We start from the raw sequence: 26,318 nt of genomic DNA on the forward strand, positions 1-26,318 counted from the left end.
CCTGGTGGGCGTGGGTGTCGGTGGTCGGCGGGTGGAGCGTGGCGGTGGTCATGCGTACTGCCCTTCGGTGTTCTCGGCGTCGCCGGCTGCGGTAGCCGGCAGGGTGGTGAGGAAGGCCCGGACCGTGTCGGTCTGTCCGGTGGCTTGGGTGAGGCGTACGTGCAGGGGACGGGCGCCGGTGTTCGTGTGCGCGGTGTGCAGCAGCGTCTTCGTCCGGCCTGGCCGCGCGAGATTGTCGAAGACATCGGCGAGGGAAGGGCCGCGTACGAGCAGCGGGCCGATCCGTTTGCCGGCGGCGGTGAAGGAGGCGTAGTGCCACCACCGGTCGAGCTCGGCGACGTCTTCGACGGTGACCTTGCCGCCCCACTCACCGGTGATCTGCCCGATGGCGGCCGCGGACCCGGCCGTGGTGGACAGGCAGGAGGCGTTCTGCAGCAGCGCGGTGCGGGTCGGGCCGGAGAGGCGGTCGAGCAGCTGTGTCATCCCGTGGAGGCGGCATCCGAACTTCCGCAGCTGCTCGGTGATCTCCGCGATGGTGGATCCGGCGCCGTCCAGGGAAATCAGCTCGTCGAGGTACAGGCGGAAGGGGCGCCGGTCCCGCTCGGGCAGGTCCCGGCGGGACAGGCCCGCACGCAGGAAGTCACGGACCAGGAGCGAGATCAGCAGCCGGTCCGTGGGCCCGGTTCCGGGCGGGCAGATCCACACCACATGGCCCTCGTCCATCGCGCGGCGGATGTCGTAGCCGCTGACCGGGCACCCCAGGAAGGCACGGAGCGCCGGATTGGCGGCCAGCCGGTCGAGCGGGTTCAGGACGGTCAACAGAGCCTCACGGGGCAGATCGGGAAAGCTGGTGAGCCACCAGCGGCGCGCCTCCTCGTCCAGGACGTTGAGGACCAGGTGACGGAACTCCTTGTCGGTCAGCAGAGGCCGGACCTGCAGCAAGGTCGCCTGATGCTCCTCGGCACCCGAGCCGGCGGCGACGGCCGTGGTGTTCACCGCGACCAGCGCCTCCACCGCTTTCGTCAGGATGGTCAGTGCGCGGGGGCCGGTGAGGTCGGACCAGCCCAGGGCGGTGGCGATCGCGTCGGTCACGGCGGCGGTGACCTCGTACGGCCGTACCTGGCCGGTCATGTCCAGGAGGTTCCAGCACGCGATCATCGCGTCCGGTGAGTGCACGGTGAGGTCGACCAGACGCACGCGCGGGGCGATGTCGTCGTGGGCGAGGTAGCGGGCCACATCGCCGAAGGAGTCGCCGTGCGGGTCTACGAACGCAAGCCCCCGCCCGTTGTGGGCGCTCGCAACTGCATGGACCTGGGCCCTGCTGGTCTTGCCCCACCCGGCCTTCCCGGACTGCACCTCGAACAGCGTCTCGTCCTCGGCGGTGGCCAGCAGCCGCTCCCGCCCGTCCGGCCCCGCATACCAGCCCTGCGGCAGCAGATCCCGGCCCACCTCATACGTCGGCAGCTGCGCCTGGACCACCGGTATCCGCGCCGACGCCGTCGGCGGCTTCAGCAGACCCCCCAGCTCATCGATCCGCGCCCAGCCCCCAGCAGCCGGGCGCATCAGCCCCGTTGCCCACTGGTCATCGAACCGGGGCCGCCACGGCCACCGGTCCGGCCCGATCCGCCACGGCCCCGCCGAGAGACCGCGGGTACCGATCCGGGACCCACCGGCATAGACGTCCATCGCCGCATTGATCAGGGCCAGGCGCTGCTCGGCGCGGCCCGTGGTGTTGGAGGCACAGCGGACCAGGATCTGCACCCGCATCAGCCCGGCGTTCTCAGCGAACTTGCCCAGCGCCTGGTCGCGGTTGACCCGCTGCGGGCGCGGCGGCATCAGGACCGGCGAACGGCCGGAGTTCCTCCACTGGGCCGGGTCCAGCAGATTCCCAAGTGCGCCGGTCCAGCCGCCAGCTGGCTCCGTGCCCGTCCAGCGGGCCTCGTGGGCGGCTTCGCGCCGGGCCTCGGCGCGGGCGCGCTGCATGATCCGCATGCGGTGTACGGCCAGCTGCCATCGGGGGGCGGGGGAGAGGTCCACGCACACCTCGGCCAGATCGCCGAGCTCGGCCCGGATCCCGGCGACAGCGTCGACCAGGGGCTGCAGCGGGTCGGGGTCCAGCGGTACCTCGCGCAGGCTGCTGCCGGGCTTGCCGTGCAGCGTCAGCACGGCCCGCACCACGTGGGTGCGCCCCTTGTCGGCGACCGGCGGCACGGTGCTGACCTTCACGCGCGGCCCCAAGGGGGTCCGGGTCAGCAGTGCGTGGGCGGATGCTGGGGCCTCGATCCGGTAGGCCAGAGGCTGGCTGCCGTCGGCGCGCAGCCGCACTCGCAGCGTGCGGGCCCGGCGCGGTGTCCACCACGGCCCCGATCCGGCGGCCCGGATCAGCTGCATGCCCTGCCGCCAGATCTCTTCCTCACCTGGTGTGAACTGGCCCGTCGGCACCAGCTCCACGCAGGTCCGCTCGGAAAGGGCCCTGCTGGCCAGGTGCTGCTGCAGGACCTCCCACCCGGCCATCGACAGCGCGGTGATCAGCGTGAGCCACCATGCGTTGGCCGCAGCCCAAGCGCCGACCGTCCACAAAGCCTCGAGGAGGTTGGCCGCTGTGCCGAACACTCCGGCTGTGGACGGGGTCAGTGTGTCCGGTTCCATGATCCGTTTCCGTTCTGGGTGAAGTGGATGGCGGCCGGGCGGCCGTCCAGGAAGGCCCCGGCGCGGTCTGCGCCGGCCCACACCAGCCGCACCACCGCCCGCACCGGCTTCTCGCCGCCGGCGGTCTCACGGCGGGCGGTGGCGGCCTGGATCCGCACCCGCGTATACGCGCCCGTCTCGGCCAGCCACGCTTCCCGCCCCTGCCGCAGCAGCAGTGCCTCGTCCCGGCCAGGGAGGTCCGCCGGGCTGGCCCGGTCCAGTGCCTGCTGGATGAGCGGGTCCGCGGCTTCGCCGGATCCGGGGTGCGGCAACTCGGCCTGCACGGCCGCCCGGTCCGCGGGCGGTGCCGTCACCGAGGCCGCTGCCCCCGACGGCACGGGCACCCCCGGTGCCGCGCCGCCGGAACGGCTCGCCCGCGGTCCGGGCGACGTCGTCGCCGTCGCTGTGGGGCTGGCCGCGGTGACGACCGGCACCGGCACGGCACCGCCTGCGGCGGCCGGGGCCAGGCCGGAAGGTTGCAGCCCCGCATACAGCAGCAGGGTTCCGGCGCAGGTCAGGATGGCGGAGGCGGCGATCAGACGGCCCCCGCTCCATCGGGTGCTCACAGCAGCCTCGCCCCTCCCGCATAGTCGGGCATCGCGGTGACCGGGTCGATCCGGACCGGCTTGCCCGGACGGGGCGCGTTGATCATCTGCCCGTTGCCGAGGTAGATCCCGACGTGGTGGATCGTGGAATCGGCGTCCGGGTCGTAGCCGTAGAACACCAGGTCGCCCGGCAGCAGCGCGCCCACACCGGCCGAGGCGGGTATCCGCCTTCCGGCCCCTGCCTGTGCCGCCGCGGTACGCGGCAGCTGTATCCCGGCTTGTGCGTACGCGTACTGCGTCAGGCCCGAGCAGTCGAACCCGACGATCTTGCTCCCGTCCTGTCCGCCAGGGGAGCAGCAGAAGCCGCGGCTGGGGCCGTTCGGGCCGCCGCCGCCCCAGGAGTAGGGCACGCCCTGCTGGCCGAGTGCGGCCGCCACGACCGTGCTGGCGTTCCCGGTGGGGACTGTGGGCGTGATGCCGAGGGCGTCGTACTGGTCGATGCCGGACAGGACGTCCTCGACGTAGGCGTTGGAGTGGTTGTAGACGTAGATCGCGGCCCGTAACTGACTCCGGTCGTTCAGGTCTCGCCCCTTTCCGCACAGGTAGACGGCGGCAGAGGCGGCCGCGTCGTCGGCGTTGTGCGGGCTGACCGTGCCATCGCCGTTGCCGTCCTTGCCGTACGCGCGGAAGGTTTCCGGGAGGAATTGGAAGGGCCCGACCGCTCGCTCGAACTCCGTATCGCCGTCCCAGAGACCGTTGTCGGTGTCGGGGAAGGGCGTGGTGTTGCCGCCGATACCGGATCCGTCCAGGCGCGGGCCGGTGATGGGCGGGGTGATGTCTCCCGCGGGGCTGATCTGTTTCCCCGAGGCGTGGCCTGATTCGATGCGGGCGATCCCGGCGAGGATCTGCCAGCGCATGCCCTTGCAGGCCGGCACATGTGTGCCGATCTGCGCGGCACCGGTTGAGTAGGCGGCGAGCATCCGGCCCGGGATACCCTCCACACTCGGCGGGACCACCCCCGGCACGGCGGGGCGCTCGCTCGCGGACGAGAACAGGATGGCCGGGGCCGCGCAGCACGCGGCAGCAGCCAGCAGCAGGACCGTGAAGCAGCCCATGCGCAGCTTCCTCAACTCCCGTCACCGCCACGTGAGCGCTGCCAGTCGGCGGCGCCCCGCTGCCGGGCCTGCAACACCTGCAGCAGCCGGTCCCGGTTCGCCGCCGCCCGCGCCTGCTGCGCGCTCGACGCCCCGCTCGGCCGAACCTGAGCAGACCCGCCGCGCGCGCCCGCCCGAGCCGGGCCGGCGCCAGTGGTGCCGATCTGAGCCCTGCCCGACTGGGCCGTGCTGGACTGAGCAGTACCGGCTGCCCGCGCGGGTACTCCGGTGCCCGTAGGCGGCTGGCCTGCCGTTCCGCGTGCGGGCCGGATGATCCGTACAGGCTGCACTGGGCCAGTGCCGCCCCCAGACCCGCCGACAGGCGATGGCGCGCCGCCTGGGCCGAATGCGGGGGAGCTTGCGGAGCTGGAGGGCCTGGCCGATCCGCTGGCGCCGCGAGAGCCGGCGTAGATCGCAGCTGCGACCGTCGCGTCCCGTACCGTGCGTGCGTCGTCGGTGAAGCTTTCGCGCAGTCCGCGTCCGGCTGCGAGTGCTGTCTGCCCCACGGGCCGCCAGTCCTCGCGCAGGTTGTGTTTGCTGACCTTCAGCTGGGTCATCGCGTCCTCGGTGTACTGCGAGGTCTTCGTCGCTGCGGTGTTCCAGGTGCGGGGCAGGCCGAGCGTGAGCGCGTACGCGGCGCTGCCGGCCCGGTGAGCGATTCGGTACCCGCGTAGCCGAGAGGCACGCTGATGGATCCGGGACCCCAGCAGCGGCCGGTCGGTGGAGGGGTCGTGCAGGATGTAGCCGGTCCACGGGTCAGCCACCTCCTGCCCCCTCTGTTGCGCGGCGTGCGGCTGACCTGCGGCCGCGTGGAGCTGGGCCAGGAGCGGCATGTGACGGTTCGGGCGTGGCCCGACCAGAGCGGTGTGGGCGGCCTTGGCCGCCATCGCGAACGGTGCCAGGCCGCGGCTGCCCTCGGCCGCCGCGTCCTGCACCAGCCGTGAGGGGGTGAACGGCATTCCTGCCGTGGCGCTGGCCAGCATGCTGCTGAACCGGCCGCGCCCGCCCAGCCCCATCAGGCCCCGGCCCCCACCGCCTGGGCCGTGGACGGCCAGGGCTGCGCCGAGCGGGGAGGTGTCGCCGGGCATGTGGGTCCCGCCCACCTTCATGAAGCGGGCGCGGGTGGCCATGCGCTGGCCGAACGAGGAGATCGCGGCGATCATCCGCCGGTGCAGTGCGAGGAACGCGACGGCCACGGCGTCCAGGAGCAGCAGACGTTCGACCATGGTGCTGCCCGAAGCGCTGGCCAGCAGCACGTCCACGGTGATCCCGAACAGGGGTAGCATCATGGCGGCCACGAAGCTGACCAGCATCGACACCATGAACACCGACAGCCATTTCCACAGCACGGTGCGGGAAGGGCCGGGCAGCATCGACCACACCATCGCCGTCGCCCCGCCCGCAGCTGCAGCCGCATCGGCAGCCTGCGCGCCGAGCATCACCATGGCCATCGAGACGACCATCAGGGCGACGACCACGACGGCCACGAGCAGGGCCAGGACGGCCCCGACCCGGTCCCAGGACGGCTGCTTGGCGTAGGCGGCAGCCTGCTTGCCCACCGGGCCGGCCGCGTCCAGGTCCTTCAGCAGCTTGTCGAACTCCGGCGACAACGGCGCTTGCCCGGCGAGGTCCTGCGGGAGCGGCACCCCCGGCAGCGTGCCGGCCGGCGGATCGCTGGGACGCCGGTTCGGGTCGCCCCGCTCGCAGTACTTTCTGGCCTCTCCGCGAATCAGCGAGCAGGGGTCCACCTTGCCGTCGTCCCCCTGGCCGTATCGGGGGAGGGACGCCGTTACGAATGCCAGGTGGGCGTCGTAGGCGGCTTTCTCGTCGGGGTCCTTGGGGTCGAGGATGCGCCCGTACTGGACCAGCATGAACGGCTTGACCACGAGGGCGTCGGTCACCGCGTCCTGGATCGGCCGGACCACCCCGTGCCCCGATTCCCGGCAGGTGTCCTTGGCCGGGCCGACACTGAGCTCTGCGCACGGGTCGCTGCCGGGCTCGTTGTGGAAGTAGGAGCGGGTGGTGATCTGGGCGACTTCGACGGCGGCCTGGTGGACCTGTTGCAGGGGCCCGTCCCGGCCGAGCAGGTAGTCGGGGCGGACGAAGACGCTGGCGGCCAGGGCGGCGATCACCAGTGTCAGCACGATCTCGCCGAGTCCGGCTGCGGCCCGGCCGCGCATGAACGCGATCAGCCCGAACACGAACGCCCACGCCAGCAGCACTTCCTTCAGGCCCAGCGGGCCGACCACGTGGGTGGCGTAGGCGTCGGAGAGGTCCTGTGCGGGCTCGGTCAGCAGGGTCAGCAGCGGGAAGCGGAAGACGAACCCGATCAGCCAGCACGCCAGGCCGACCAGCAGCCGCACCAGCGTGAACAGGCCGCTCAAGACCAGTGCCTGGGTCTGTCCGACGATGTTGATGCGCATGCCGCCGTCCGACTGCAGCTCATACGCCTCCAGCGGCACCCCCTCGACGGTGTAGACGTTCAACGGTGCGAGCAGCCCGCCGCCCTCACCGCCGCTGCCGTCCGCAGCGGCCGCCACCGCTGTGTTCGTCACCAGGAACACCACGGTGAGCAGCGCTACGAACCCGGCGGACCGCAGCGTGCCGCGGTCGAACCGCCTGGCGGCCCCCACGGTCCGGCTCATGCCGCACCCCGCCCCGTCGGGGCCGCGGAGCGGCCCGGAGTGGTGAAGATTCCCTCGCGGATGCGCTCCACCTGCGGCACCAGGACCTTGATCCGGCCGACCTGCATCCGCGGATCGCACAGCAGCATCTCGCCCTCACGGCCCGACTGCCCGACCGGGGACAGGCCGGTGGTGACCATCCGGATGAGTTCCTCGTCGTCACCGTCCAGCCCCAGGAACCGAAGTGCCTTCACGGCCCGGTCTCGTTCGGTGGTCCGCGCGACGACCTTGTAGGCCAGAAGGTTGGCGTGCTCGCCGAGCTCTTCCTTGTCGTGGGCGCCGAGCAGGACGCCGGCGCCGTGCTTACGGCCGTCGTGCTCGATCTCGTGGACCAGGGCCGAGCCCTCGGCGGAGGAGGTGAGCCAGTAGCACTCGTCGATGGTGACCAGGCAGAACCGGCCCGGCTCGGTGAACGCTGCCTGCCGGGCGATCGCCGCGATCAAATACAGCACCGCCCGCCCGATCAGCGCCTCCAGCGGCTGCTGCCGCAGCACATCCGCGGAAGCCAGGGCCTCGCGCGGCGGGAGAGTCAGCCCGGCGGTGGTCACCACCACCATGTCCGAACTCAGATCCCCGTTCAGGCTCACCGGGGGCAGATCAGGGTTGAAGACGCTGGCGGCGAGGGGGTTCTCCTGCACGATGCGCAGCAGGTCGGCGACCATCGCCGCCGCCTCGCCCCGCGCCCCGCCCTGCCCGGCCAGACCCGCCAGGACGTCCAGGACCCGGGCCATCGACGGGTCCCCACCTCCGGCGACCTCCTCGACCGCGTGGTGCAACACCGCACCGGCCGGCGTCATCGCCCCAACCCCCAACTGCAGCGTCAGATACGACATGGCGTAGTGGGCGCCAACCGGCCCGCCGAAGACGCGTAGCGGATCGATGGACAGCTCCGCGCGCGCGGCGTCGATGATCTGGCACCGCCCGGCGGCCGCGGAGGCCGCGAAGCGCGCCCACTCTCTGACCGGCGTGCGGTCGATGACGATGGCGCGGCCGCCGCGGTCCACCACCGAAGCCGTCAGCTGCTTCATCAGCACGCTCTTGCCGCCACCGAGGTCCCCCAGGACACCGCCGGAGGCGGAGGCGTTGACCTGCGGGGCATCGGCGAGGTTCAGCAGGACCGGCCGCAGCGTTCCGCAATCAAGGTCGTAGCCGACCATCGCCCCAGTGGGGTCTCCCACCCGGGAGAGGGTGAACGCCCCGGTGGCGGCCCAGTCCTCGGAGAGCTGGTGCTGGACGAACTGCCCGACCTTGGCCGCGCGGACGGTGCCGGGCAGGCCGAGCGCGAACAGCTCCTCCTGCATGCCCAGCGGCCGCTCCAGCCGGTAGTCCCCGCCCGTCAGCGCCGCGGTCAGCTCCCGCGCCCGCTCATCACACGTCTTCGCATCCGGCCCCCACACGGTCAGCACGGTCACGGACTGCACCTCGACCTCGACCGACGTCCGCGACAGCCGCGCGTCCTCCTCGGCCAGGTCCCCGGCTGCCTGCGGCAGCGCGTCGGGCATGCCGGTGGGCTGCGCCCCGTACTGACCGGCCTGGTCCAGGAGTTCCTTCTTCTTGCGCTGCACCTGCTCCCGGGCCCGCGCGGCGGACACCAGCTGCATGTCCACGGTCACGTCGACGGGGAAGGGCATGTGTTCCAGCTGCGCGAGCACGTCGGCCGCCTCGATCGGCACGGCTGCCGGGATCTCGGCCAGGACTAGGTGGGCCTGGTAGCCGGTGCCGGCCTCGCACTCCACCTGCAGCCACCGCCGGCCCAGCGGCGAAACCGCCCCCGCCGAACGCCACCACGGTTTCCGCACCGGCCCGCCCTTGGCCTTGCTGACGGTCCTGGCGTCAGCCGTGACAGTGGGCGCCCCGCCTTCGGCCAGCCGGACCATTCCCAAGTCGGCGTACGAGGGGCTGTGCAGCATCCCATCCCGCACACGGCCTCCGTACAGCTTCGAGGCCTCGGCGTCACTGAGCAGAGGCTCGGGCAGGCCGCGGTGGACGGCGTGCTGGACCAGCCACACGATTTCGGCGGGAGTGGCGGGTCGCATGGTCAGTCCGCCGCCGAGCGACACCCGCAGCCGGCGCGCCTCCACCTGCCGTTCCTCCACCTCCGACCCGGCGACCGGCGACGGCGTCAGGCCGAGCAGCCCGGCCACTTCCGCCTGCACCGCGGCAAGTTCCTGCGACCACCGGCCCCCAGATGAGGACAGCGGCACGACCAGCCACACCGTCCGGCGGTGCATCTCTCGCCCGGACAGCAGCTCAACCCCCGCCGCGCACGTCTCCGCCCACGCGGGCAGCCGCTGCCAGTCGACCCCCTCCACCATCTGCTCGGCGACCTCGCCCGCATCGGTCCGCGCCGCCAGCACCAGCAGGCGAGGGGCCTGCGCCGGCATCGACCGCACCAGCGCCGCGACCCGCCCCACCAGCTCCTGCCGCACCCGCGCCGGGACGTAGCCGCCCTGGACGGGTTCCACCCGCCACACAGCCCACGCACCGCCGGCCGAACCCCACAGCACCTGACCGGCGATATGCCGGAACGGAACCCGCATTTCCTCTACTTCCTCCCCGCCGGAACCCCGGCCGTCAGCCGGGCCAGCCCCGAACCCGCCGCCACCACCGCCTGCACCCGCGGCGGCATCTGCTCCTGCTCCTGCTTCACGGCATCTGGAGCCGGGACGCAGGCATGGAGCGGCGTCCCCGGCTCGATGACGAACGCCCCTGCCAGCCGGCCCGCCGTCCGGTCACGCGCCGGACGCCCGCCGATCCGCCCCGCCGCCGGCCGCGACAGCAACGTCACCAAACCGAGGACCGCGGTGAATGGGCTCTGACCACCGATCCGCGCGTCCCGCACCAGCCACACCGACACCCCCCACAGCACCACCGGCACCGGACCCAGCCACGACCACCACGCGAACGTCTTGATCAGCAGCAGCGCACCGCCGCCCATCACCACCAACTGCGCCGGCGTGTACGGGCCGAAAGGGATCACCCAGTCCCCGAGCCGTCCCAGCACCCACGGGTGCCTGCGCGCCCCGGTGTACGAACGCGCCAGCCGCGCCTGACCAGAGACGGCGCTCACAGCACCCCTCGCTCACCCGGCACCACGGGACCGGTCACACCGGCGCCGGTGGAGGGGTTGTTGATCTCATCGGAGAACAGGCCCGCCAGCGATCCACGCGACTGGTAGATGCCGATGGCGAGCGCCAGCGCGAGCAGCGCGCCGATGGCCGCCTTGAACGACAAATTCTTCACGATGGTGACGATCACGATGACGGTCAGCGCCACCGGCAGACCCTTGTCCGCCCAGCCGCCCAGCATGCCGATCAGGGAATCCCCGACCAGGTCCATCCTTCCCGCCAGCACCACCGAGGACCTCATCGCGCACCCCCGGCAGCCGTCAGGGCAGCAGGGGCAGCGGGGGTTCCGGCCTCCAGCGAGGCCACCTCCCACCGGCCCGCACGGGCCGCCACTTCCACCCGGTACACCAGCGGCCAGCGCCCGCCCGCCCGGTCCTCACCGGCCACCCGCACCCGCGCCCGCGCCCGGCTCCCGTCCGCCGGGACGGCGCCTGCGGCTGCCACCTCTGTGTCGGCTGCGACCTCCTGCACCCGCACCCGCTCATACCCGGCGCTCACCGGCGCGGCCATCCGGACGCCGGGGGAGAGGTAGCGCTCCAGTCCCGCCCCGCCCCCCAGGTAGGTGGCGAAGAACTCGCCCAGAGCAGCCTCCAGCGGGCGGCCTGTGGGCACCGGCACGCGGAACGCGTCCTGCGGCACGGCTCCCCCCGACGGGGCGCCGACCTCACCGGGGGCGCCGGTGACCACGAACCGCCCGGACTCACCGGCCACCGGCACCGCGAAGTAGCGCACCGCCGGCCCGCCCTGCCCGTTGCTCTCGGGTAGCGCCGCCACCACGACGGACCAGCCGCCGCCCTTGGACGGTGCCGTGTCCACCGCCACCGTCCGCACTGCGCCTGCCGGGGACCGGCCCGGCCGTGGCAGCTCAACCGTCGGCGCGAGCGTGCGTAGGGCCAGCCCCACGCCGTCCTCGGGGTTCTGCTGGTTCCCGCGCAGCCACAGGTCGGTGAACACCTCCGCCACCCCGGCCGGCCCGGCCGCGGGCCGCACCGGATTGCTCGCGGGCGGGGCCGGCTGCGCCACGGCCACCGTCGGGCGGGGGACGACCAGGAGCAGGGCGAGCGCGCACGGGCCTGCCGCGATCGCCGCCCATGCAGCAGCGTGCGCCAGCCGCACCCCGCGCGGGGCCGGGCGGACCGGGACCGTCTCCGGGCGCTCGCGCCGCAGCCGCGCCCTGGCGGCAGTCGGAGTGCGCCGCCGGGCAGATGTGGGTGAGGGAGTCATGCCGGACCTTCCGTGAGAGCCAATCTGTCTTGCCCTCACGAAACGGCGCCGACCTCACCGGTCGGCTCACCCCTTCCACCCCTGCGGCATCACGGGTCGGGAACAGAAGAGGCCGGTGACTCACCAGTGAGTCACCGGCCCCGAAGGAACTCCCCACCGCAGGTCACAGCACTCACCGGCGCACTCACCGGCCCACTCACCGGTGAGTTCATGCCCCCGTCGCCTGCTGCCCCGTCGGGCCTGCGGCTTGGGGCAGTGGCGGGGCTGTTGCTGGTGTCAGGCTGCCTTCTGCTCGGCTACCACCCGCACGCGCTCGCCCAGCTGCCTCACCACGCGGTTGTTGGGCTGTGCGGTGATGTGCTTGCGGAGCACCGCGAAGTGCTCGTCCCCGCGTGCGGTGGACAGGGCGGTGTAGTCGTCCAGGAAGCGCTCCCAGGTCTCGCAGGCGGCTTCGACATGTCCGAGTTCCCACTGCGCGGCCGCGAGGACGCCGCTGGCGTGCACGCGGCCCTGGCGTTCGCCTGCGGGGCGGACGCGGTTGGACTGCTGCATGGCCTTGATCGATCCGGGCAGATCGCCGAGCTCGTAGAGGACGTGCGAGGTGTGGAAGTGGTAGGCGGTCTGGTCGTAGCCGCCCACGGCGTCATTGCGGCCGTCGGCCTTGGACAGGGCCTGCTCGGTCTCCCGCAGCCGGGCGAACGCCTGCCGGCGGTCCTTGACCATGGCCGCGCCGTGTGCCTGCTGGCCCCGCAGGAACGCCACCAGCCGAGGCCCGGCCGCCGGAGCCGCCTCCGCGGCGGAGTCGGCGTACTCCAGCGCCCGCGGCCCGTACCCGAGATTCGATGCCTGCAGCGCCATACCGCGCAGGGTCCGGCAGTAGGTGATGTGGTCACCGCCTTCCCGCGCGAGGTCCAGGGCCTGGACGAAGTACTTCTGCCCCAGCCCGTGGGCCCGCTCGTACATCGCCATCCAGCCGGTCAGGTACACGAAGTCCGACGCCGCACCAAGCAGACTGGTCTTCACCTTCGGGGCCGCGTCCGCCTCCAGCCAGGCCAGCACGGTGTTAGCGAGGAACGCGGCTGCCATGGGACGGGCGTGCCCGCCGCCGAGGTCGTCGAGAATCGTCGCGATGTGGTCGGTCATCTTCTCCACCGTGGCGACTTCGCCGGCCCCGATCCTCACCGTGCGCCCGGCCTTGGCCACGTCGTCGGCGGCGTCCAGGCGGTCGCCCAGATCGGTGAACTGCGGCACCATCAGCGCCGCCGAGTACAGGCCCGCGCCGAGCACGGCGCGCCGTGAGGGGTCCATGTCGCTCCTGACGAGATCGGCCAGGCCGTGCACACCGTCCGCACCCCCGGCGTTGGGGAATCCCAGTTCCCGGCACGTTATCGGCCGCCCGATCCGGCGGGAGAACGCCTCGGCGACGACGGGCCGCACAGGCTCCTTGGGCAGGCTCCCTCGCAGCCAGTACGTCACCGTGCTCGCCGAGTAGTTCAGCGCCAGACCGGCCTCAGTCCCGGCGCGGTTCACCGCCCGCGCGAGCTGCCCGTTTCCCCAGTCGGCCTCTCTCATCGCGGCGGCCAGGCTTTCGTTCGGCGTGCGTCCCATATCCAGCTCCCCTGGCATTCAACGCATTCAACGGCCTTCCCAGCATGGACCGTTCTCACCGCCGTTGTACCCCCGTTGAATGGCTACCAGCCACCGTCCGAGGTGGCACCCCCCTTCCTCAGCCGAGCGGCGGCCGACCCTCCGTCAGCCATGCCCGCTGCCAGCTGACCCCCCTCTTCAAGCGGCAGGAGAAGAACGTGACACCTCGGCCGGCCAGCCAGACCCGTAAGCGCCGCCAGTCCCTTCCCCCCTGGGTGGTTGAAGGGGCTGCGATCCGCGACCCGGTGGAGGGAAAGACCGGGATCGTGCAGTTCGTCGGCGAGTGGGAGGACCCTGCCACCCGCCTCCTGACGGAGAACGCGGTCTTCGCCCGGACCGTGGGAGGCGGCCGCGAGTGGATCGTGCAGAACCCTTCCGGCCTCCAACGCGGCTAACCCCGCAGCGTCCGGTCCGGGCGGAGACCGGACAGAACAGCGCGGAGACGCGGGAGCGTCGTCCCCTACCCGGAAGGCAGCTGCCTTCCAGCCTGATGCACGGACAAGGAGACCAGTCATGTCTGCACAGCAGCGCTTTGACGGACGGCCCCAACCAGCTGCCGTCGAGCCGTTCGTCCGACGGCCCTACCGGGAGCGGGCCGCCCGCTACCAAGCCGCCGCAGACCGAATGGCGACCGGCGGATTAAGCGACCGGCACAGCATCGCCGACATCGGCGCCGGCCACACCGAACTCGACGTATGCCTGCGCACCGAGCACGGCTGGCGGGGCCGGTACGTGCCCGTGGACCGGTGGACCGGCGACGTGGACCTGGAGCAGTGGCGGCCGCCGATGCGGTTCGACTGGCTGGCCTGCCTGGAGGTCATCGAGCACCTCACCGACCCGGACCGGCTTCTGGACGTTCTCCTGGACAGCGCCGTCATGGGGGTGGTGGTGACCACCCCGAACCCGGCCGTGGTCGACGTGCTGGCGATGGACCCGACCCACCAGACACCCGTCAGCCGCGAGCACCTCGCCGGGCTCGGCTTCTACACCAGCCTGCACACCTTCTACGGCACCCCCGAAGACGGCATCTGCGGCGTCTGGTACCGGGAAGGCACCGACATCGTGGAACGCCATGTCACCCCTGCCCGGTACGAGAGGAGCGGGCGGTGATCAAGGAAGGGCAGTACACGTTCATCGCCGGCCGCGGGCCGGTGCGCCCGTTCCTGGGGAAGTACGCGGCCAAGCGGGCAGACGTGTTCGAGGTGATCGAGCGCCGGTTCGCCGCGGCCGGGCTCGCTGGCCTGCGGTACCGGCCGCTGCGCCTGGAACTGGAGATCACCACCAAGTGCAACGACTCCTGCCCCTCGTGCGGCATGGGCGCGCTGCCGCTCGCCTCCGGCATCACCATGAACCCGGAGCAGCGGGCCCGACTGGTCGACGAATTCGACGCGATCGGCCTTCCCTCCGCGGCGGTGACCGGCGGGGAACCCTTCGTCGCCGTACATGCCCTGATGCCGCTCATTCGGGCCCTGCAGGACCGGAGCATCGACATCTCGAAACTGACCACGAACGGAGTGTGGGGCACCAAGCGGCGCTGCGAGCGCACCTTCGACCAACTGGAGAAGGCCCGGTTCTTCGACAACCGCCTGTTCGTACCGCTGATCATGCTGTCCGTGGGCGAGCAGACCATGCCCCTGGAGTGGCTGGCGCGGATCCTGCACCACGCGGTGACGCACTACAGCGACCAGGAGCTGAACGTGGCGGTCTCCTCGCTGGCCAGCCCCGATGCCCGCGAGCACAAGGTGTACGAGCTGATGGAGGTCTACGAGCGGGCCTATGGGGACTTCCCGCACGACCGGGTGCACTCCACGATGCGCGTCTACCTCGACAACGACCGCCTGCCCGAACAGCAGAAGGTGACCCGGCCCGGAGAGACCACGGTCAAGCGGTGGATGGACCGCTGCTTCGACTGCTTCGCCCCGACGGTGGGCACCTACATCCTGCCCTCGGGCCTGGTGAAACAGGACGGGCGCGTCTACGCCTGCGCCAGCTTCGACGTCCCCGAGTCCCTCGGCTTCGGCAACCTCTTCATCGACGGACTGCGCACGATCATGGCCCGCGCCAACCAGGACGGCTACCTGCGCAGGATCGCCGACGGCGGCGGGCTCAAGGGCCTGCACGGCGTGGTCCCGGCCCAGTTCACCGAAGAGACCACCAGTGGCGGATTCTGCGCCTCCTGCTCGCTGCTCAGCGGAGAGTACCGCGAAATCAACGGCCTTCCGGCCGCCGCCACGCTGCCCGTCATCGCCCCGGAGGCACTGACGGCACGGCTGCGCACCCAGACACCAGCCCTCCCGGCGCGAGAGGCACTGAGTCAATGACAGACCCCACAACGAACGTCGGCGTTCTCCGTGCAGCTCTCGCGCAGGCTGCTGGCCGCCCCGTCGATACGATCCCCGAGGACGGGCATTTGGAGCGCGACCTCGGCATCGACAGCCTGGCCCTGGCCGAGCTGGTGACCGACCTGGAGCAGCGCCTGGCCGTCATCATCCCGGACGAAGAGACCGGCCGCCTGCAGACCGTCGCAGACGTGCGCGAGATCCTTGCCCGGCTCCTTCCGAGCGGAATGGACACCACTGTGAGCATTCGCAGCATCGACCCCAAGCAGCGCGGATTCCTGATCGTCAACTCCCACCCGGACGGCGCGGCGCGCACCGTGCACCGCATGTGGGAGGACATCCCGGCCCGGGCCACCGGGAGCGACGGGCCCGTGGTGCTGCTCTTGGGCCACAGCGCCGGATACGGGCTGGCCACGCTGCTGACGGGGCTACGGCAGCACAACATCCGCGGCGTCGGAGTTGCTTTCGAGGCCGAGGCAACCGAGCGGCGTACCGCGAGCGCGGGCTGGTACCGGACCGCAGCCGCCGCGGACCTGGCCCGCGAGGCCGACCACGACTTCCTGTTCGTCAACACCGACGCGTTCTCGCAGACGGCCAAAGACAAGGTGCTCGCCCTCGTCAAGGAGCGGTACGGCAAAGTCGACTACCTCATCTACAGCCTGGCCGCACCCCGCCGCACCGACCCCGACACCGGCGAGGTCCACCACTCGGTCATCAAGCCGCTCGGCGCCCCGTACGACGCGCCAGCCCTGGACTGCTCCGGCGACGACCCGAAGGTCGGCCGCGTACACCTCGAAGCCGGCACCGACGCGGAACGGGCCGCAACCGTACAAGTGATGGGCGGCGCCGACTGGAAGCTGTGGGTGGACGCCCTGGCCGGGCAGAACCTGCTCGCCGATGGGTTCACGACGGTGGCACTGACCTACATCGGATCGGAACTGACCGCCCCGATCTACCGGCAGGGAACCATCGGCGCCGCCAAAGAAGACCTGGAGCGCACCGCCCACATCCTCGAGGACGTCCTCGGCGACGGCGGTCGGGCATTCACGGCGGTGGCCGGCGCTGCGGTGACGCAGGCCTCCAGCGCCATCCCGTCGATCGCCCTTTACACCGCGTTCCTGCGGACCGTCCTCGGTCAGGGCTTCCGGACCACCGCCGAGCAGGCGGGCGACCTCTGGTACCAGCTCACCGGCGCCCAGCCGCTGGCCCTGGACGAGTCCGGCCGGATCCGGCTCGACGGATGGGAACTCGACAACGACGTCCAGGACCGGGTGCGTGCCCTGTGGACGGACCCGGAGGCAGGGCTGGAACAGGCGGCGCGCGGGGCGGAGTGGTTCATGGGCCAGATCCGCAACCTGTACGGATGGGACGTCGACGGCATCGACTACGACCAGCCCGCGAACGTGACTGTGCCATGGCCGCCGCAGTGACAGCTTCGAGCCGCTGACCGTTGAGTGCCCTCGCTTCGAAACCGGAGCGGGGGCACCTGCGTACGGGTCGCCACTGGCCCGGACGGACAGCTGCACCCCCCGGTGCACGCAGGCCGTCCCAGGCGGCGGATACGGCAGGGGCAACAAGGGGGTAAGCAAGGGGGCAGACAACAGGTGAAACAAGGGGGCAAGCAAGGGGCGAAACAAGGGGGGAAGTTGATTCTTCGGTCCCACCACAACGTGCCTGCTCAGACCACGAATCCCAGCCGGTGAGTAGCCGGACTTATATGTGTGGAGAGATAGGGGAGTCGGAGCGGAGGGGATGGGTGGCAAACGGGAGAGCGTGGGGGGTGGGCGGCAAGACGGAGACAACGAGGGGAAGCGGGTGATCGAACGCAGAGCAACAGAACCGGGACCGGAACCAGAGGTAGAGGCGATGCCGGTGTCGGGTGCGGGTTGGGGGAGTAAGGGCCTGCTTCTGGTCCGGTCATGACGGGTGGATAGGTTCAACAATGTGACTCGGGGGCGCCGTCCTTGGGGGGTGCGCGTGGGTGGGTGTCGGCCTGGGTGCCTGCGGCACCAGGGCCGGCGCCGGGGGCGCCGTCCTTGGGGGGTGCGCGTGGGTGGATACCTTCCCCGAATCATGGCATAATAATGGAGCTGGGAAGGGTTCCTGAATGGCCGGTAGGGGTTGTGTGGGCGGCTGACGGGCAAATTCTGGCAGCCCGTCAGCCGCCCTACGTCTTTTGATCCGAGAGCGTGATCGGCAAGCCCAATCCAAGGGGCGACGGTTGGGCTTGGGTGGCTGCTCGGAAGGGAGCCCGTTTTCCGCAGGGGGCCCAGCGCTTCATCTGACAGATCGGAGGACGGTTGTGACGACGCTGGATGGCCGTGAGGTCTACAGCAGGCGTGATCTGATGGCGAGGTATGGCGTGTCGCTCTCCTCGTTGGAGGATTGGTATCGCGAGCGCCGATGGACCGGGCATCCCGAAGCGGCCGGAAAGAAGGGACTTGAACTGGTCTGGGATGCGAATGAATGGGATCAGTGGTTCGAAGCCCGGAACAGTACGGCGCACCTCGTCAGCCGCGCCGACCTGGAAGAGCGCTACGGCGTTGCCCGCAGCACTCTTGAGCGATTGTGGGCGCTGCGCGAGGAGAACGGGCATCCCGAACCGGTCAAGTCCCTGGACCGCGTCATGTACTGGGATGCCTTCCAGTGGGATACCTGGTACGCCGACTACAAGAAGCGCGCCCAGCGACGCGAGGTCTACCTCGACCGCTCGGGAGACCCCGACGACCTGCTGACCCTGGCGGATGTCGCTCGCGTCCTCGGCGTTACGCCCGTCAGTATCGGTCACTATCCCAAGCGCATGCCGCGGGGCTGGCCACAACCCGTTGAAGAGGAGGAGCTTCCCAGCGGGCGTCTGCGCCGGTGGTATCGCCGCGCGGACATCTGGTCTTACGCCGAGAATCGCACAGCAGCCGGCCCCCACCGCGCCAGAAACCCCGGTGGGAAGCCCCGTTCAGGCGAGGCGCCAGAGCATCCTTGATCAGTCGCTTGTTGGTCGGGGTGGTTGATCGGGAAAAGGAGGAAGGGAAGGAAGAGGAGGAGGCGGTGTGTGGTCGGGGGTGGTCGTCTTTTTTCTGGGATGTGGTTCTTTTCCCGGCCGGTCTAGTCTGCGTCACGCGGGAGGGAAGTAAAACGGGGGGCTTTTCCGGGGTTCAAGATGTTTCGCGCGGGCGCGAAACATCTTGAACCCTCGGGCCCCCCGTTTGACTTCCCTTTTCCCGCGTGGCGCTGACGACCGGCTGCCGGGAAAAGGGGGCCACATCCCAGGTTGTCACCAGACGACCACCCCCTCCCGGCACACCGGGAGGAAAGAATGTTCGACCTGGACCGCATGCGGAAGGACAAGCCCGTGCACTTCGTCGGGATCGGCGGATGCAACATGAGTGCGCTGGCCGCCGCGCTTCACCAGCGCGGCTACACGGTCACGGGCTCCGACATCGCGAACGGCCCCAACGTGCGAGCGCTCACCCAGGCGGGGATCCAGGTGTCCATCGGACACGCCAGTTCCAACCTGCCCGACAGCACCCAGCTCGTCGTCGCGTCCCTCGCCGCGGTGGGCCGTACGAACCCGGAGGTCCTCCAGGGCGAGGAGCGGGGGGTGAGGACGGTCGACCGGGCGGAACTGCTGGCCTCCATCATGGCGCAGCACGCCAAGTCCATCGCCGTTTCGGGGACCCGGGGCAAGAGCACCACGACCTCACTCGTCGCGGCCGTGTTCGTGGCCGCCGGACTCGACCCGACGGTCTCGGTCGGTACGACCGCGGACCAGGGCAACTACCGTAACGGCGGTGGCCGGCATGCGGTTGTCGAGGCCTGCGAGTACCACCGGGCCTTCCTCTACACGCATCCGTCGGCGGTGCTGATCCTCAATGTCGTACACGGCGACCACGGCGACTACTTCAAGAACGAGGAGGACACCCACAGCGCTTTCCGTGACTTCGCCGGGAAGATCCGCCCGGGCGGGTTGCTGGTGACCTCGGCGGACTGCCCGGTGGCCCGCACCATCACGGCGCCCCAGGGCCGGCGAGTCACCTTCGGTCTCGCCGAGACCGCCGACTACCGGGCCGAGATCACCTCCTGGCACGATGGCAGTGCCCGTTTCACGGTTTTCCACCGGGGAACCGCGATGGGCGAACTCGCCCCGCGCCTCCTGGGCGAGCACAACGTGACCAACATCCTGGGCGCGGTCGCGATGGGTCACCAGCACGGACTGGAACTCGACCAGATGCGCGACGCCGTGGAGGCGTTCGCTGGCGCACCCCGCCGTCTGCAGCATCTGGGCATCCGCAACGGTGTGCGCATCTACGACGACAAGGCCTGCACCCCGGGAGAGGCCGCGGCCACGATGGCGGCGATCCGCAGGGCCACGCCGGGTAACATCGCGGTCGTGCTGCGTCCGACCTCCTTCAGCCGGGTCCGCGACCTGCTGAGCGAATACCCCGACCCCTTCGTCAAGGGTGATCGGATCGTGGTCACCGACATCTACCCCGGCCGCGACACCGAGGACTTCGGCATGCACGCGCGCGACGTGGTGCGGGTCCTGGCAGAAGCCGGGCTGGACGCCCAATACGTCCCTGACAACGGAACCGCCCCGGATGTCGAAGCCGTGTGCGCGTACGTGAGTCGCTGGGCGCGAGACGTGAGCGCCCTGGTGACCTTCGGCCCGAACGATGTGGCCCAGGTCGGACGCGCGTATCTCGACGGCCAGGGGTGACCCTGAGGGCAGGCGTCTCCGCCAGGGGGCGCCTGCCCTTCGCTTTGGAACCTACGTGGAGACAGACCTGTGATGAGACTGAGCGACCTGCTGGCTGGAGAATCTCATGAGGTTCTGCAGGGAAACCCGTCGGTCCAAGTCACAGGAAGGCTGGTCTACGACTCACGGCTGCTGTGCCCGGGGGACTTGTTCCTTGCTGTCCCAGGCCGCCGTACCGACGGTCACCACTACATCGACGCGGCTGTGGACAGTGGGGCGACGATCGTTGTCGCGGAGAAGTACGAGTCGGCATTGCCGTCCCACGTCTGCGCGGTGCGAGTACCGGACATTCGATCGGCGGCCGCGGTCCTGGCTTCTCGCTACTACGGAGAGCCCGGTCGCCTGATGGACATGATCGCCATCACGGGGACCAACGGTAAGACATCGGTCGCTTTCATGATCGAGGCTGTGCTGCGCGCCGTCACCGATGCTCACGTCGGTGTCATCGGCACCGCCGGCCTGAGGGTCAGGGACGAACCCGTCTCTCTCCCCACCACGACGCCCACCACTCCCGAAGCAGTCGATCTACAGCACGTTCTGCGGCTGATGCGGGACCGGGGGGCGGATACCGTCGTGCTGGAGGCTTCGTCGATGGCCCTCGCTCAGCACCGGGTGGACCGCACCTTCATCGATATCGGGGTATTCACGAACCTCACCCCAGACCACCTCGACGACCACGGAACCATGAGCGCCTACAAAGAGGCGAAACTGGCGCTCTTCCAAGGTCTGGCCCGGCACGCGGTGGTCAATGTGGACGATCCCGTCGGGGACGAGATCACCACACTCATGCCCGATGCCGTCACCACCTTCGGCATCGCGACCGGCGCTGCGGACTTCCGGGCCAGCGACATCGTCATCACTGCCACGGGAACGGCGTTCACCCTCCATCACGAGAGCTCGGAGCACCGGGCGAGGGTCCCCGTTCCCGGCCGCTTCGCCGTGGCCAACGCCCTGGCCACCGCCGCGACCTGCGTCGCCCTGGGCCACAGCGTGCCATCGGTCATTCAAGCCCTGGCAGATCTCCCCCCTACACCGGGCAGGTTCGAGACCATCAGCACCGACCAGGGCGTCACCGTCGTCGTCGACTACGCGCACTCTCCTGACGCTTTGGAAAGTGTCCTCACCACCATCCGCGGTTTCACCCGGGGACGCGTCATCACCGTCTTCGGTTGCGGCGGAGACCGGGACCCCTCCAAGCGCGCTCCGATGGGGAAGATCGCCGGCCGGCACTCGGACCTGTGCATCCTTACCTCGGACAACCCTCGAAGCGAGGACCCCGAAGCGATCCTCGACAGCATCGTCGCCGGCATCACCGAGACAGGCGCGTTGTTCGAGCGGCACACCGACCGGCGCCGGGCCATCGAACGCGCCCTGGACAGTGCCCGGACCGACGACACGGTACTGATTGCAGGAAAGGGCTCCGAGACCTACCAGATTGTCGGATCCACCACTCTTCCCTTCGACGACATGGAAACGGTCCGCAAAGCCATCCGACGAAACGCCTGAGGGAACCGCCTGCCTCCCGCCCATAGTCGCTTGTTGGTCGGGGTGGTTGATCGGGAAAAGGAGGAAGGGAAGGAAGAGGAGGAGGCGGTGTGTGGTCGGGGTTGGTCGTCTGGTGTTCTGGGATGTGGTTCTTTTCCCGGCCGGTCTAGTCTGCGTCACGCGGGAGGGAAGTAAAACGGGAGGCTTTTCCGAGGGTTCAACATGTTTCGCGCGGGCGCGAAACATCTTGAACCCTCGGGCCCCCCGTTTGACTTCCCTTTTCCCGCGTGGCGCTGACGACCGGCGCCGGGAAAAGGGGGCCACATCCCAGGTCGTCACCAGACGACCACCCCCTCCCGGCACACACCAGGAGGAAATCTTGAACGGAAACTCCGACCTCATCAGCCACCAGCAGGACGGGAACCCGGCAACGGGCGAGCCACTGCAGCTGGCTGACCGACGAGTCCTCGTCATGGGACTCGGGATGAGCGGCGAAGCCGCTGCGGTCCTCTGCTCCTCCCGCGGCGCGTCCGTCACCGTCACCGACCACAAGGAGGCCGGCGAACTGACCGAAGTCCTCGACCGACTGGCCCAGCACCCGATCGCCCACCGCCTGGGCGCCGACGAGCCCGACGTGACCGGGTTCGACCTCATCATCCGCAGCCCCGGCGTCCGCAGCACCCACTCCGCCCTGGACACCGCCCAGAAGAAGGGCATCGCCGTCTGGAGCGAGGTCGAACTGGCCGCCAGGCTGTGCCCGTGCCCCATCATCGCCGTCACCGGCACCAACGGTAAGGGCACCACCACCACGCTGATCAGCGCCATGATGCGGGCCGACGGACGCCGGGCCCACCTCGTGGGCAACATCGGTATCCCGTTCGCCGGCGTTCTGCCCGAGATCGAGGAAGACGACATTGTCGTCCTGGAGGTCGCCGCCGGTCAGCTGCAGGACAGCCCCCTCCTGACGCCGACCACCAGCGTCATCACCAACATCCGCCGGGAGCACACGAACCTGTACCCGTGGCCCCGCTACCTCGAGCTCAAGAGCCGCATCGTGGCCAACCACACCCGGTTCAGCACCACGGTGGTCTCCCTCGACGACCCCGAAAGCTGCAAGATCGCCGCACGCGTCCCGGGCAGCGTCCTGTACGTCAGCACCCTCGGCCCCCTCCCCGCCGGCCTTGACGGCGCCTTCATCGACGACGACCGGATCACCGCCCGCTACGGAGGCCAGGAAACGGTCCTGTGCCGGGTACGGGACCTCAACGCCGCCGGCGCGGCCGCCAACACCCTGCCGGCCATCGCTGTCGGTCTGTCCCGGGGCCTTTCCCTGACCGCGATCCTTCACGGGATCACCAGCTTCCGCGGCCGCGAGCACGTGCTGGAGTACGTCGGCGAGCACGACGGAGTCGCCTACTACAACGACGCCAAGGCCACCAACCCCTGGTCGACCCAGCACGCCCTGCGGGAGTTCAACGGCCGATCCGTCGTCCTGATCGCCGGAGGCGAGGACAACAAGGACGGGATCTTCACCTCCTTGCACGAAGAGTTCGAACGGAACGTCGCTCACCTGGTCGCCTTCGGCCCCACGGCAGAGCACATCGTCAACTGCGCCCGAGGCGCCAACCCGCCCGCCATCACGGTCGTCGACGACTTCCGTACGGCTATCGAGAAGGCCACACAGGCCGCGGAACCCGGGCAGACCGTGATCTTCAGCCCCGGCACCTACACCCCGCACCTGAACCCCGACTACATCGAGCGGGGGCACATCTTCAAGGAGATCATCACCGATCTCATCCAGACCTCCTGACGCCGTCAGACGAAGGGCCGGGCTCCGCCACCGCGGGGTCCGGCCCTTCGTCGTCCTGCGCTCCACCAGCCGACCAAACCGCAACAACCCACGACAACCCACGACAGAAACGACGGAACGGAAGACGAAAATGACGCACGACACTCTGCTGGTTCACGGAGGACGGCCCCTCCGCGGCGAAGTCCGCGTCCGAGGGGCGAAGAACCTCGTACCGAAGGCCATGGTCGCCGCTCTCCTCGGGCACACCGCCAGCCAGATCCGGAACGTCCCCGAACTCCGCGATACCGAGATCGTCCGATCCCTGCTCAGCCTGTACGGCGTGAGCGTCACTGCCGGCGAAGGAGACGACGAACTCCGCATCGACTCCTCACGAGTCCAGCAGGCCAACCCCAGGAAGGTCGTCGAGCACGCCGGCTCTTCCCGCATCCCGATCCTGTTCAGCGGCCCCCTGCTGCACCGACTCGGACAGGCGTTCATCCCCGGCCTGGGCGGTTGCGAGATCGGAGGCCGCGCGCTGGACTTCCACTACCAGGTGCTGCGCTACTTCGGAGCAGAGATCGAGGCGGGCCCCAGCGGAGTGCACCTCCGCGCCCCTCGGCGGCTCAGGGGCATCGACATCCGACTCCCCTATCCGTCCGTGGGCGCCACGGAACAGGTCCTGCTCACCGCAGTCCTCGCCGAGGGCGACACCGAACTGCGCAACGCGGCCATCGAGCCTGAGATCGTCGATCTGATCTGCGTGCTGCAGAAGATGGGTGCCATCATCACCCTCGCGAGCGACCGCACCATCGTGATCAGCGGTGTCGACAGCCTGGTCGGCTACACCCACCGTGCTCTCCCGGACCGCCTCGAGACGGCATCGTGGGCATGCGCCGCGCTCGCGACCGAGGGCGACATCTACGTCCGTGGTGCCAGCCAAACGGAGATGACCGCCTTCCTCTACGCGTACCGGAAGGTCGGCGGACTCTTCGACATCGACGCACACGGCATCCGCTTCCGGCACCCGGGCCGGCCGCTCAGCGCCATCAGCCTGGAGACGGATGTACACCCCGGATTCCAGACGGACTGGCAGCAGCCCATGCTCACCGTGCTGGCGCTGGCCGAGGGAACCTCCAGAATTCACGAGACTGTGTACGAGTCCCGCCTCGGTCTTACTGACGGCCTGAAGCAGATGGGGACGCACGTGCGGCTTTCAGAGGAGTGCCTTGGTGCTCGCCCCTGCCGGTTCGACGGGCAGAACCACCAGCACTCGGCGGTCATCTCCGGGGTTCCCCGGCTTCAGAGCAGCGACCTGAAGGTCCCCGACCTGCGCGGAGGCTTCGCCTATCTGATCGCGGCACTCGCCGCGAAAGGGACATCGCGGCTGGACGGCATCAGCCTCATCGACCGGGGATACGAGAGGTTCCTGCAGAAGCTCGAGGATCTCGGAGCCGATGTTGAGCTGATCACCGCCTGAACCGAGCCGCGCCCCTGGGGTCGGAAGCAACTGAGCGGCTTCCGACCCCGTAGCCGGCCGCGACCCGCCAGACGAGGGCCCCGGCTTGTCATCCGTGCTCGCCACCTGGGGCTCGCTCAGCGTCGCTGGCGTCGGCGCGAGGCCCGGGCTGACAAGGCCGCCGTCGAGTCGCTGAGGCAACACTGCCCCTCCAAGCCCCGTGGCGGCCTGTCTCCCGGAGTGGGGCCCGGACGGCCAAGGGGACCAAGGGAGCTTCCCGGCACGCCCAGCAGCGGTCAACGGGGGGCGCCTAACCTCCGTAAGCCTCCGTGGCCAAGAGCGCTGGCGGGTGCGGCTGCTTCGAGGTGGGCAAAGACGGCCAGCGGCGGGAGAGGGGCCGTCGGCTCGGCGTCCGTCAGCCGTGCAAGGGCCTGTCGTTGGGCTGGCCGCCGTACCCCCGCCGTCGACCCTGCGGGAGCGTGAGGCGATCGCACCGCCGGGAATGGGCTGGCGGGGGGCAGCTGCTGCCGCGCTCCGTCTGGGCCCGCCATGGTCGCTCCGCGTCGGTGCAGGTCTCGATGTGGCTCATGAGCGCGTCGTCCGGGTCGCGCGCCGTCCGTGCCCAGGACCTACTCACCGTTGCCGCAACTGGGGGCATATTCCAATCCTTCCAACCAGCACGAAAGGACAATCCAACAGCCTCAGTACATGGCATAATAGGGGATGTAGCAAGGGAGAGCGGGTCGGGGGAAGCCCGAACGAAACTCCGAGAAGAATCAACGAAGGCGGTAACCATGGCAGTCAGTCAGCCTGCAAACCCGGCATCCGTGACCAGCTTTGGAACTCGGGTCGGATTCATCGACCCGAGGCGCGATTTCCGAATCTTGGAGGACGAGGACGGCGAGCGTTACGTCGTGTTCCGCTTCGTAATCCTTGCCGTGACCGACGAGTTGTTCGGGACGGTCGCACAGCGAGAATTCACCGTTCGGGCCTCCGGCGCCGCCGAAAAGTTCCTCACGAAGACCTTCCCTGAGGGCCCTAATGGGATTCCGAAGGAAAAGCTCTTGGTTACCGTCCACGTATCCGATGAGCAAGTCAACACCTACAAGACCCCCAAGGGTGACTGGATCAGGGAAATCGGAATCGATACACGTTCTATCACCGTGGAACCCCGACCCTGACCCAGGCTAGGGGTAAGGCAAAGCTCCGGAATCTACACAGCACATCAAACCATGGGACTTGGAGCGAAGCCGGAAACCTCTGGGATGTCCGCTTCGCTCCATCCCGAACAGGGCTGCGCGCCGCAGGGGTGGGAGCGAAGCGGACGCCCCAACGGGCCGAAGGCCCAGACCCCGTGAAACGGGGTCAGCCCCGCGCTACGCGCGGGCACTTGGGGCTGCGAAGCAGCACCGTTCGGGATGGAGCG

General features: G+C 69.8%; 19 protein-coding genes. 10 read left to right on the forward strand and 9 right to left on the reverse strand.

The features are described from left to right. Nucleotides 1-48: 48 nt before the first annotated feature. The 9 genes from AB0O36_RS35695 to AB0O36_RS35735 all read right to left on the reverse strand — a co-directional run bounded on the left by AB0O36_RS35695 (nucleotide 49) and on the right by AB0O36_RS35735 (nucleotide 13,031). Complete coding sequence (locus AB0O36_RS35695) at nucleotides 49-2,649, reverse strand: ATP/GTP-binding protein (RefSeq protein WP_365117859.1); 2,601 nt, start codon at nucleotides 2,647-2,649, stop codon at nucleotides 49-51. Then, nucleotides 2,631-3,254, reverse strand: a complete 624-nt coding sequence (locus tag AB0O36_RS35700) for a hypothetical protein (RefSeq protein WP_365117862.1) — start codon at nucleotides 3,252-3,254, stop codon at nucleotides 2,631-2,633. Before AB0O36_RS35700 ends, AB0O36_RS35695 begins: the two co-directional genes overlap by 19 nt. Next, a complete protein-coding gene (locus AB0O36_RS35705; RefSeq protein WP_365117864.1) occupies nucleotides 3,251-4,348 on the reverse strand; it encodes an NlpC/P60 family protein in 1,098 nt (365 codons plus the stop codon). Before AB0O36_RS35705 ends, AB0O36_RS35700 begins: the two co-directional genes overlap by 4 nt. 11 nt (nucleotides 4,349-4,359) lie before the next feature. Beyond that, nucleotides 4,360-7,032, reverse strand: a complete 2,673-nt coding sequence (locus AB0O36_RS35710; RefSeq protein ID WP_365117866.1) for a hypothetical protein — start codon at nucleotides 7,030-7,032, stop codon at nucleotides 4,360-4,362. Further along, nucleotides 7,029-9,611, reverse strand: a complete 2,583-nt coding sequence (locus AB0O36_RS35715; RefSeq protein WP_365117867.1) for an ATP-binding protein — start codon at nucleotides 9,609-9,611, stop codon at nucleotides 7,029-7,031. The genes AB0O36_RS35710 and AB0O36_RS35715 overlap by 4 nt, the downstream gene beginning before the upstream one ends. 5 nt (nucleotides 9,612-9,616) lie before the next feature. Next, on the reverse strand, nucleotides 9,617-10,141 hold the full coding sequence (locus AB0O36_RS35720; RefSeq protein WP_365117869.1) for a hypothetical protein: 525 nt from the start codon (nucleotides 10,139-10,141) through the stop codon (nucleotides 9,617-9,619). After that, nucleotides 10,138-10,428 carry a hypothetical protein gene (locus tag AB0O36_RS35725; RefSeq protein ID WP_365117870.1) on the reverse strand — a complete coding sequence of 97 codons (291 nt, stop codon included), beginning with the start codon at nucleotides 10,426-10,428 and terminating at the stop codon, nucleotides 10,138-10,140. Before AB0O36_RS35725 ends, AB0O36_RS35720 begins: the two co-directional genes overlap by 4 nt. An 8-nt stretch (nucleotides 10,429-10,436) precedes the next feature. Then, nucleotides 10,437-11,423 (reverse strand): conjugal transfer protein, encoded by a 987-nt coding sequence (locus AB0O36_RS35730; RefSeq protein WP_365117873.1) that lies wholly within the window; start codon nucleotides 11,421-11,423, stop codon nucleotides 10,437-10,439. A 276-nt stretch (nucleotides 11,424-11,699) separates the two neighbouring features. Continuing rightward, on the reverse strand, nucleotides 11,700-13,031 hold the full coding sequence (locus AB0O36_RS35735) for a hypothetical protein (protein WP_365117876.1): 1,332 nt from the start codon (nucleotides 13,029-13,031) through the stop codon (nucleotides 11,700-11,702). A gap of 197 nt (nucleotides 13,032-13,228) precedes the next feature. Here AB0O36_RS35735 and AB0O36_RS35740 point away from each other — a divergent pair, with 197 nt between their 5' ends. From AB0O36_RS35740 to AB0O36_RS35785, 10 genes are all read left to right on the forward strand, one after another. Beyond that, entirely contained in the window at nucleotides 13,229-13,465 is a 237-nt protein-coding gene (locus AB0O36_RS35740) for a hypothetical protein (RefSeq protein ID WP_365117878.1), read from the forward strand. A gap of 118 nt (nucleotides 13,466-13,583) precedes the next feature. Next, the gene (locus AB0O36_RS35745; protein ID WP_365117881.1) at nucleotides 13,584-14,180 is read left to right on the forward strand and encodes a hypothetical protein; all 597 of its coding nucleotides are present in this window, start codon (nucleotides 13,584-13,586) and stop codon (nucleotides 14,178-14,180) included. Then, nucleotides 14,177-15,391: a hypothetical protein gene (locus AB0O36_RS35750; protein ID WP_365117883.1), complete on the forward strand. Its 1,215-nt coding sequence runs from the start codon at nucleotides 14,177-14,179 to the stop codon at nucleotides 15,389-15,391. The genes AB0O36_RS35745 and AB0O36_RS35750 overlap by 4 nt, the downstream gene beginning before the upstream one ends. Then, entirely contained in the window at nucleotides 15,388-16,839 is a 1,452-nt protein-coding gene (locus AB0O36_RS35755) for a phosphopantetheine-binding protein (RefSeq protein ID WP_365117885.1), read from the forward strand. Before AB0O36_RS35750 ends, AB0O36_RS35755 begins: the two co-directional genes overlap by 4 nt. Nucleotides 16,840-17,711: 872 nt before the next feature. Then, nucleotides 17,712-18,389 carry a hypothetical protein gene (locus tag AB0O36_RS35760; protein ID WP_365117886.1) on the forward strand — a complete coding sequence of 226 codons (678 nt, stop codon included), beginning with the start codon at nucleotides 17,712-17,714 and terminating at the stop codon, nucleotides 18,387-18,389. Nucleotides 18,390-18,722: 333 nt separating this feature from the next. Next, entirely contained in the window at nucleotides 18,723-20,123 is a 1,401-nt protein-coding gene (locus AB0O36_RS35765; RefSeq protein ID WP_365117888.1) for a Mur ligase domain-containing protein, read from the forward strand. A 72-nt stretch (nucleotides 20,124-20,195) separates the two neighbouring features. Beyond that, nucleotides 20,196-21,668, forward strand: a complete 1,473-nt coding sequence (locus AB0O36_RS35770; RefSeq protein ID WP_365117891.1) for a UDP-N-acetylmuramoyl-L-alanyl-D-glutamate--2,6-diaminopimelate ligase — start codon at nucleotides 20,196-20,198, stop codon at nucleotides 21,666-21,668. 358 nt (nucleotides 21,669-22,026) lie between these two features. Beyond that, entirely contained in the window at nucleotides 22,027-23,457 is a 1,431-nt protein-coding gene (gene murD / locus AB0O36_RS35775) for a UDP-N-acetylmuramoyl-L-alanine--D-glutamate ligase (RefSeq protein ID WP_365117893.1), read from the forward strand. A 130-nt stretch (nucleotides 23,458-23,587) separates the two neighbouring features. After that, a complete protein-coding gene (gene murA, locus AB0O36_RS35780; protein WP_365117896.1) occupies nucleotides 23,588-24,913 on the forward strand; it encodes a UDP-N-acetylglucosamine 1-carboxyvinyltransferase in 1,326 nt (441 codons plus the stop codon). A 773-nt stretch (nucleotides 24,914-25,686) separates the two neighbouring features. Beyond that, nucleotides 25,687-26,073 (forward strand): hypothetical protein, encoded by a 387-nt coding sequence (locus AB0O36_RS35785; RefSeq protein WP_365117898.1) that lies wholly within the window; start codon nucleotides 25,687-25,689, stop codon nucleotides 26,071-26,073. Nucleotides 26,074-26,318: the final 245 nt, after the last annotated feature.

The organism is Streptomyces sp. NPDC089799, from assembly GCF_040684755.1.
GTDB lineage: Bacteria > Actinomycetota > Actinomycetes > Streptomycetales > Streptomycetaceae > Streptomyces.

Excerpts from the sequence above, each read along its gene's own strand:
- AB0O36_RS35785 (WP_365117898.1), top strand. The coding sequence starts at position 25,687 with ATGGCAGTCAGTCAGCCTGCAAACCCGGCATCCGTGACCAGCTTTGGA.
- AB0O36_RS35745 (WP_365117881.1), top strand. The coding sequence starts at position 13,584 with ATGTCTGCACAGCAGCGCTTTGACGGACGGCCCCAACCAGCTGCCGTC.
- AB0O36_RS35735 (WP_365117876.1), bottom strand. The coding sequence starts at position 13,031 with ATGGGACGCACGCCGAACGAAAGCCTGGCCGCCGCGATGAGAGAGGCC.
- murA (WP_365117896.1), top strand. The coding sequence starts at position 23,588 with ATGACGCACGACACTCTGCTGGTTCACGGAGGACGGCCCCTCCGCGGC.
- AB0O36_RS35695 (WP_365117859.1), bottom strand. The coding sequence starts at position 2,649 with ATGGAACCGGACACACTGACCCCGTCCACAGCCGGAGTGTTCGGCACA.
- AB0O36_RS35770 (WP_365117891.1), top strand. The coding sequence starts at position 20,196 with ATGAGACTGAGCGACCTGCTGGCTGGAGAATCTCATGAGGTTCTGCAG.
- AB0O36_RS35765 (WP_365117888.1), top strand. The coding sequence starts at position 18,723 with ATGTTCGACCTGGACCGCATGCGGAAGGACAAGCCCGTGCACTTCGTC.
- AB0O36_RS35705 (WP_365117864.1), bottom strand. The coding sequence starts at position 4,348 with ATGGGCTGCTTCACGGTCCTGCTGCTGGCTGCTGCCGCGTGCTGCGCG.
- AB0O36_RS35715 (WP_365117867.1), bottom strand. The coding sequence starts at position 9,611 with ATGCGGGTTCCGTTCCGGCATATCGCCGGTCAGGTGCTGTGGGGTTCG.
- AB0O36_RS35755 (WP_365117885.1), top strand. The coding sequence starts at position 15,388 with ATGACAGACCCCACAACGAACGTCGGCGTTCTCCGTGCAGCTCTCGCG.
- AB0O36_RS35730 (WP_365117873.1), bottom strand. The coding sequence starts at position 11,423 with ATGACTCCCTCACCCACATCTGCCCGGCGGCGCACTCCGACTGCCGCC.
- AB0O36_RS35710 (WP_365117866.1), bottom strand. The coding sequence starts at position 7,032 with ATGAGCCGGACCGTGGGGGCCGCCAGGCGGTTCGACCGCGGCACGCTG.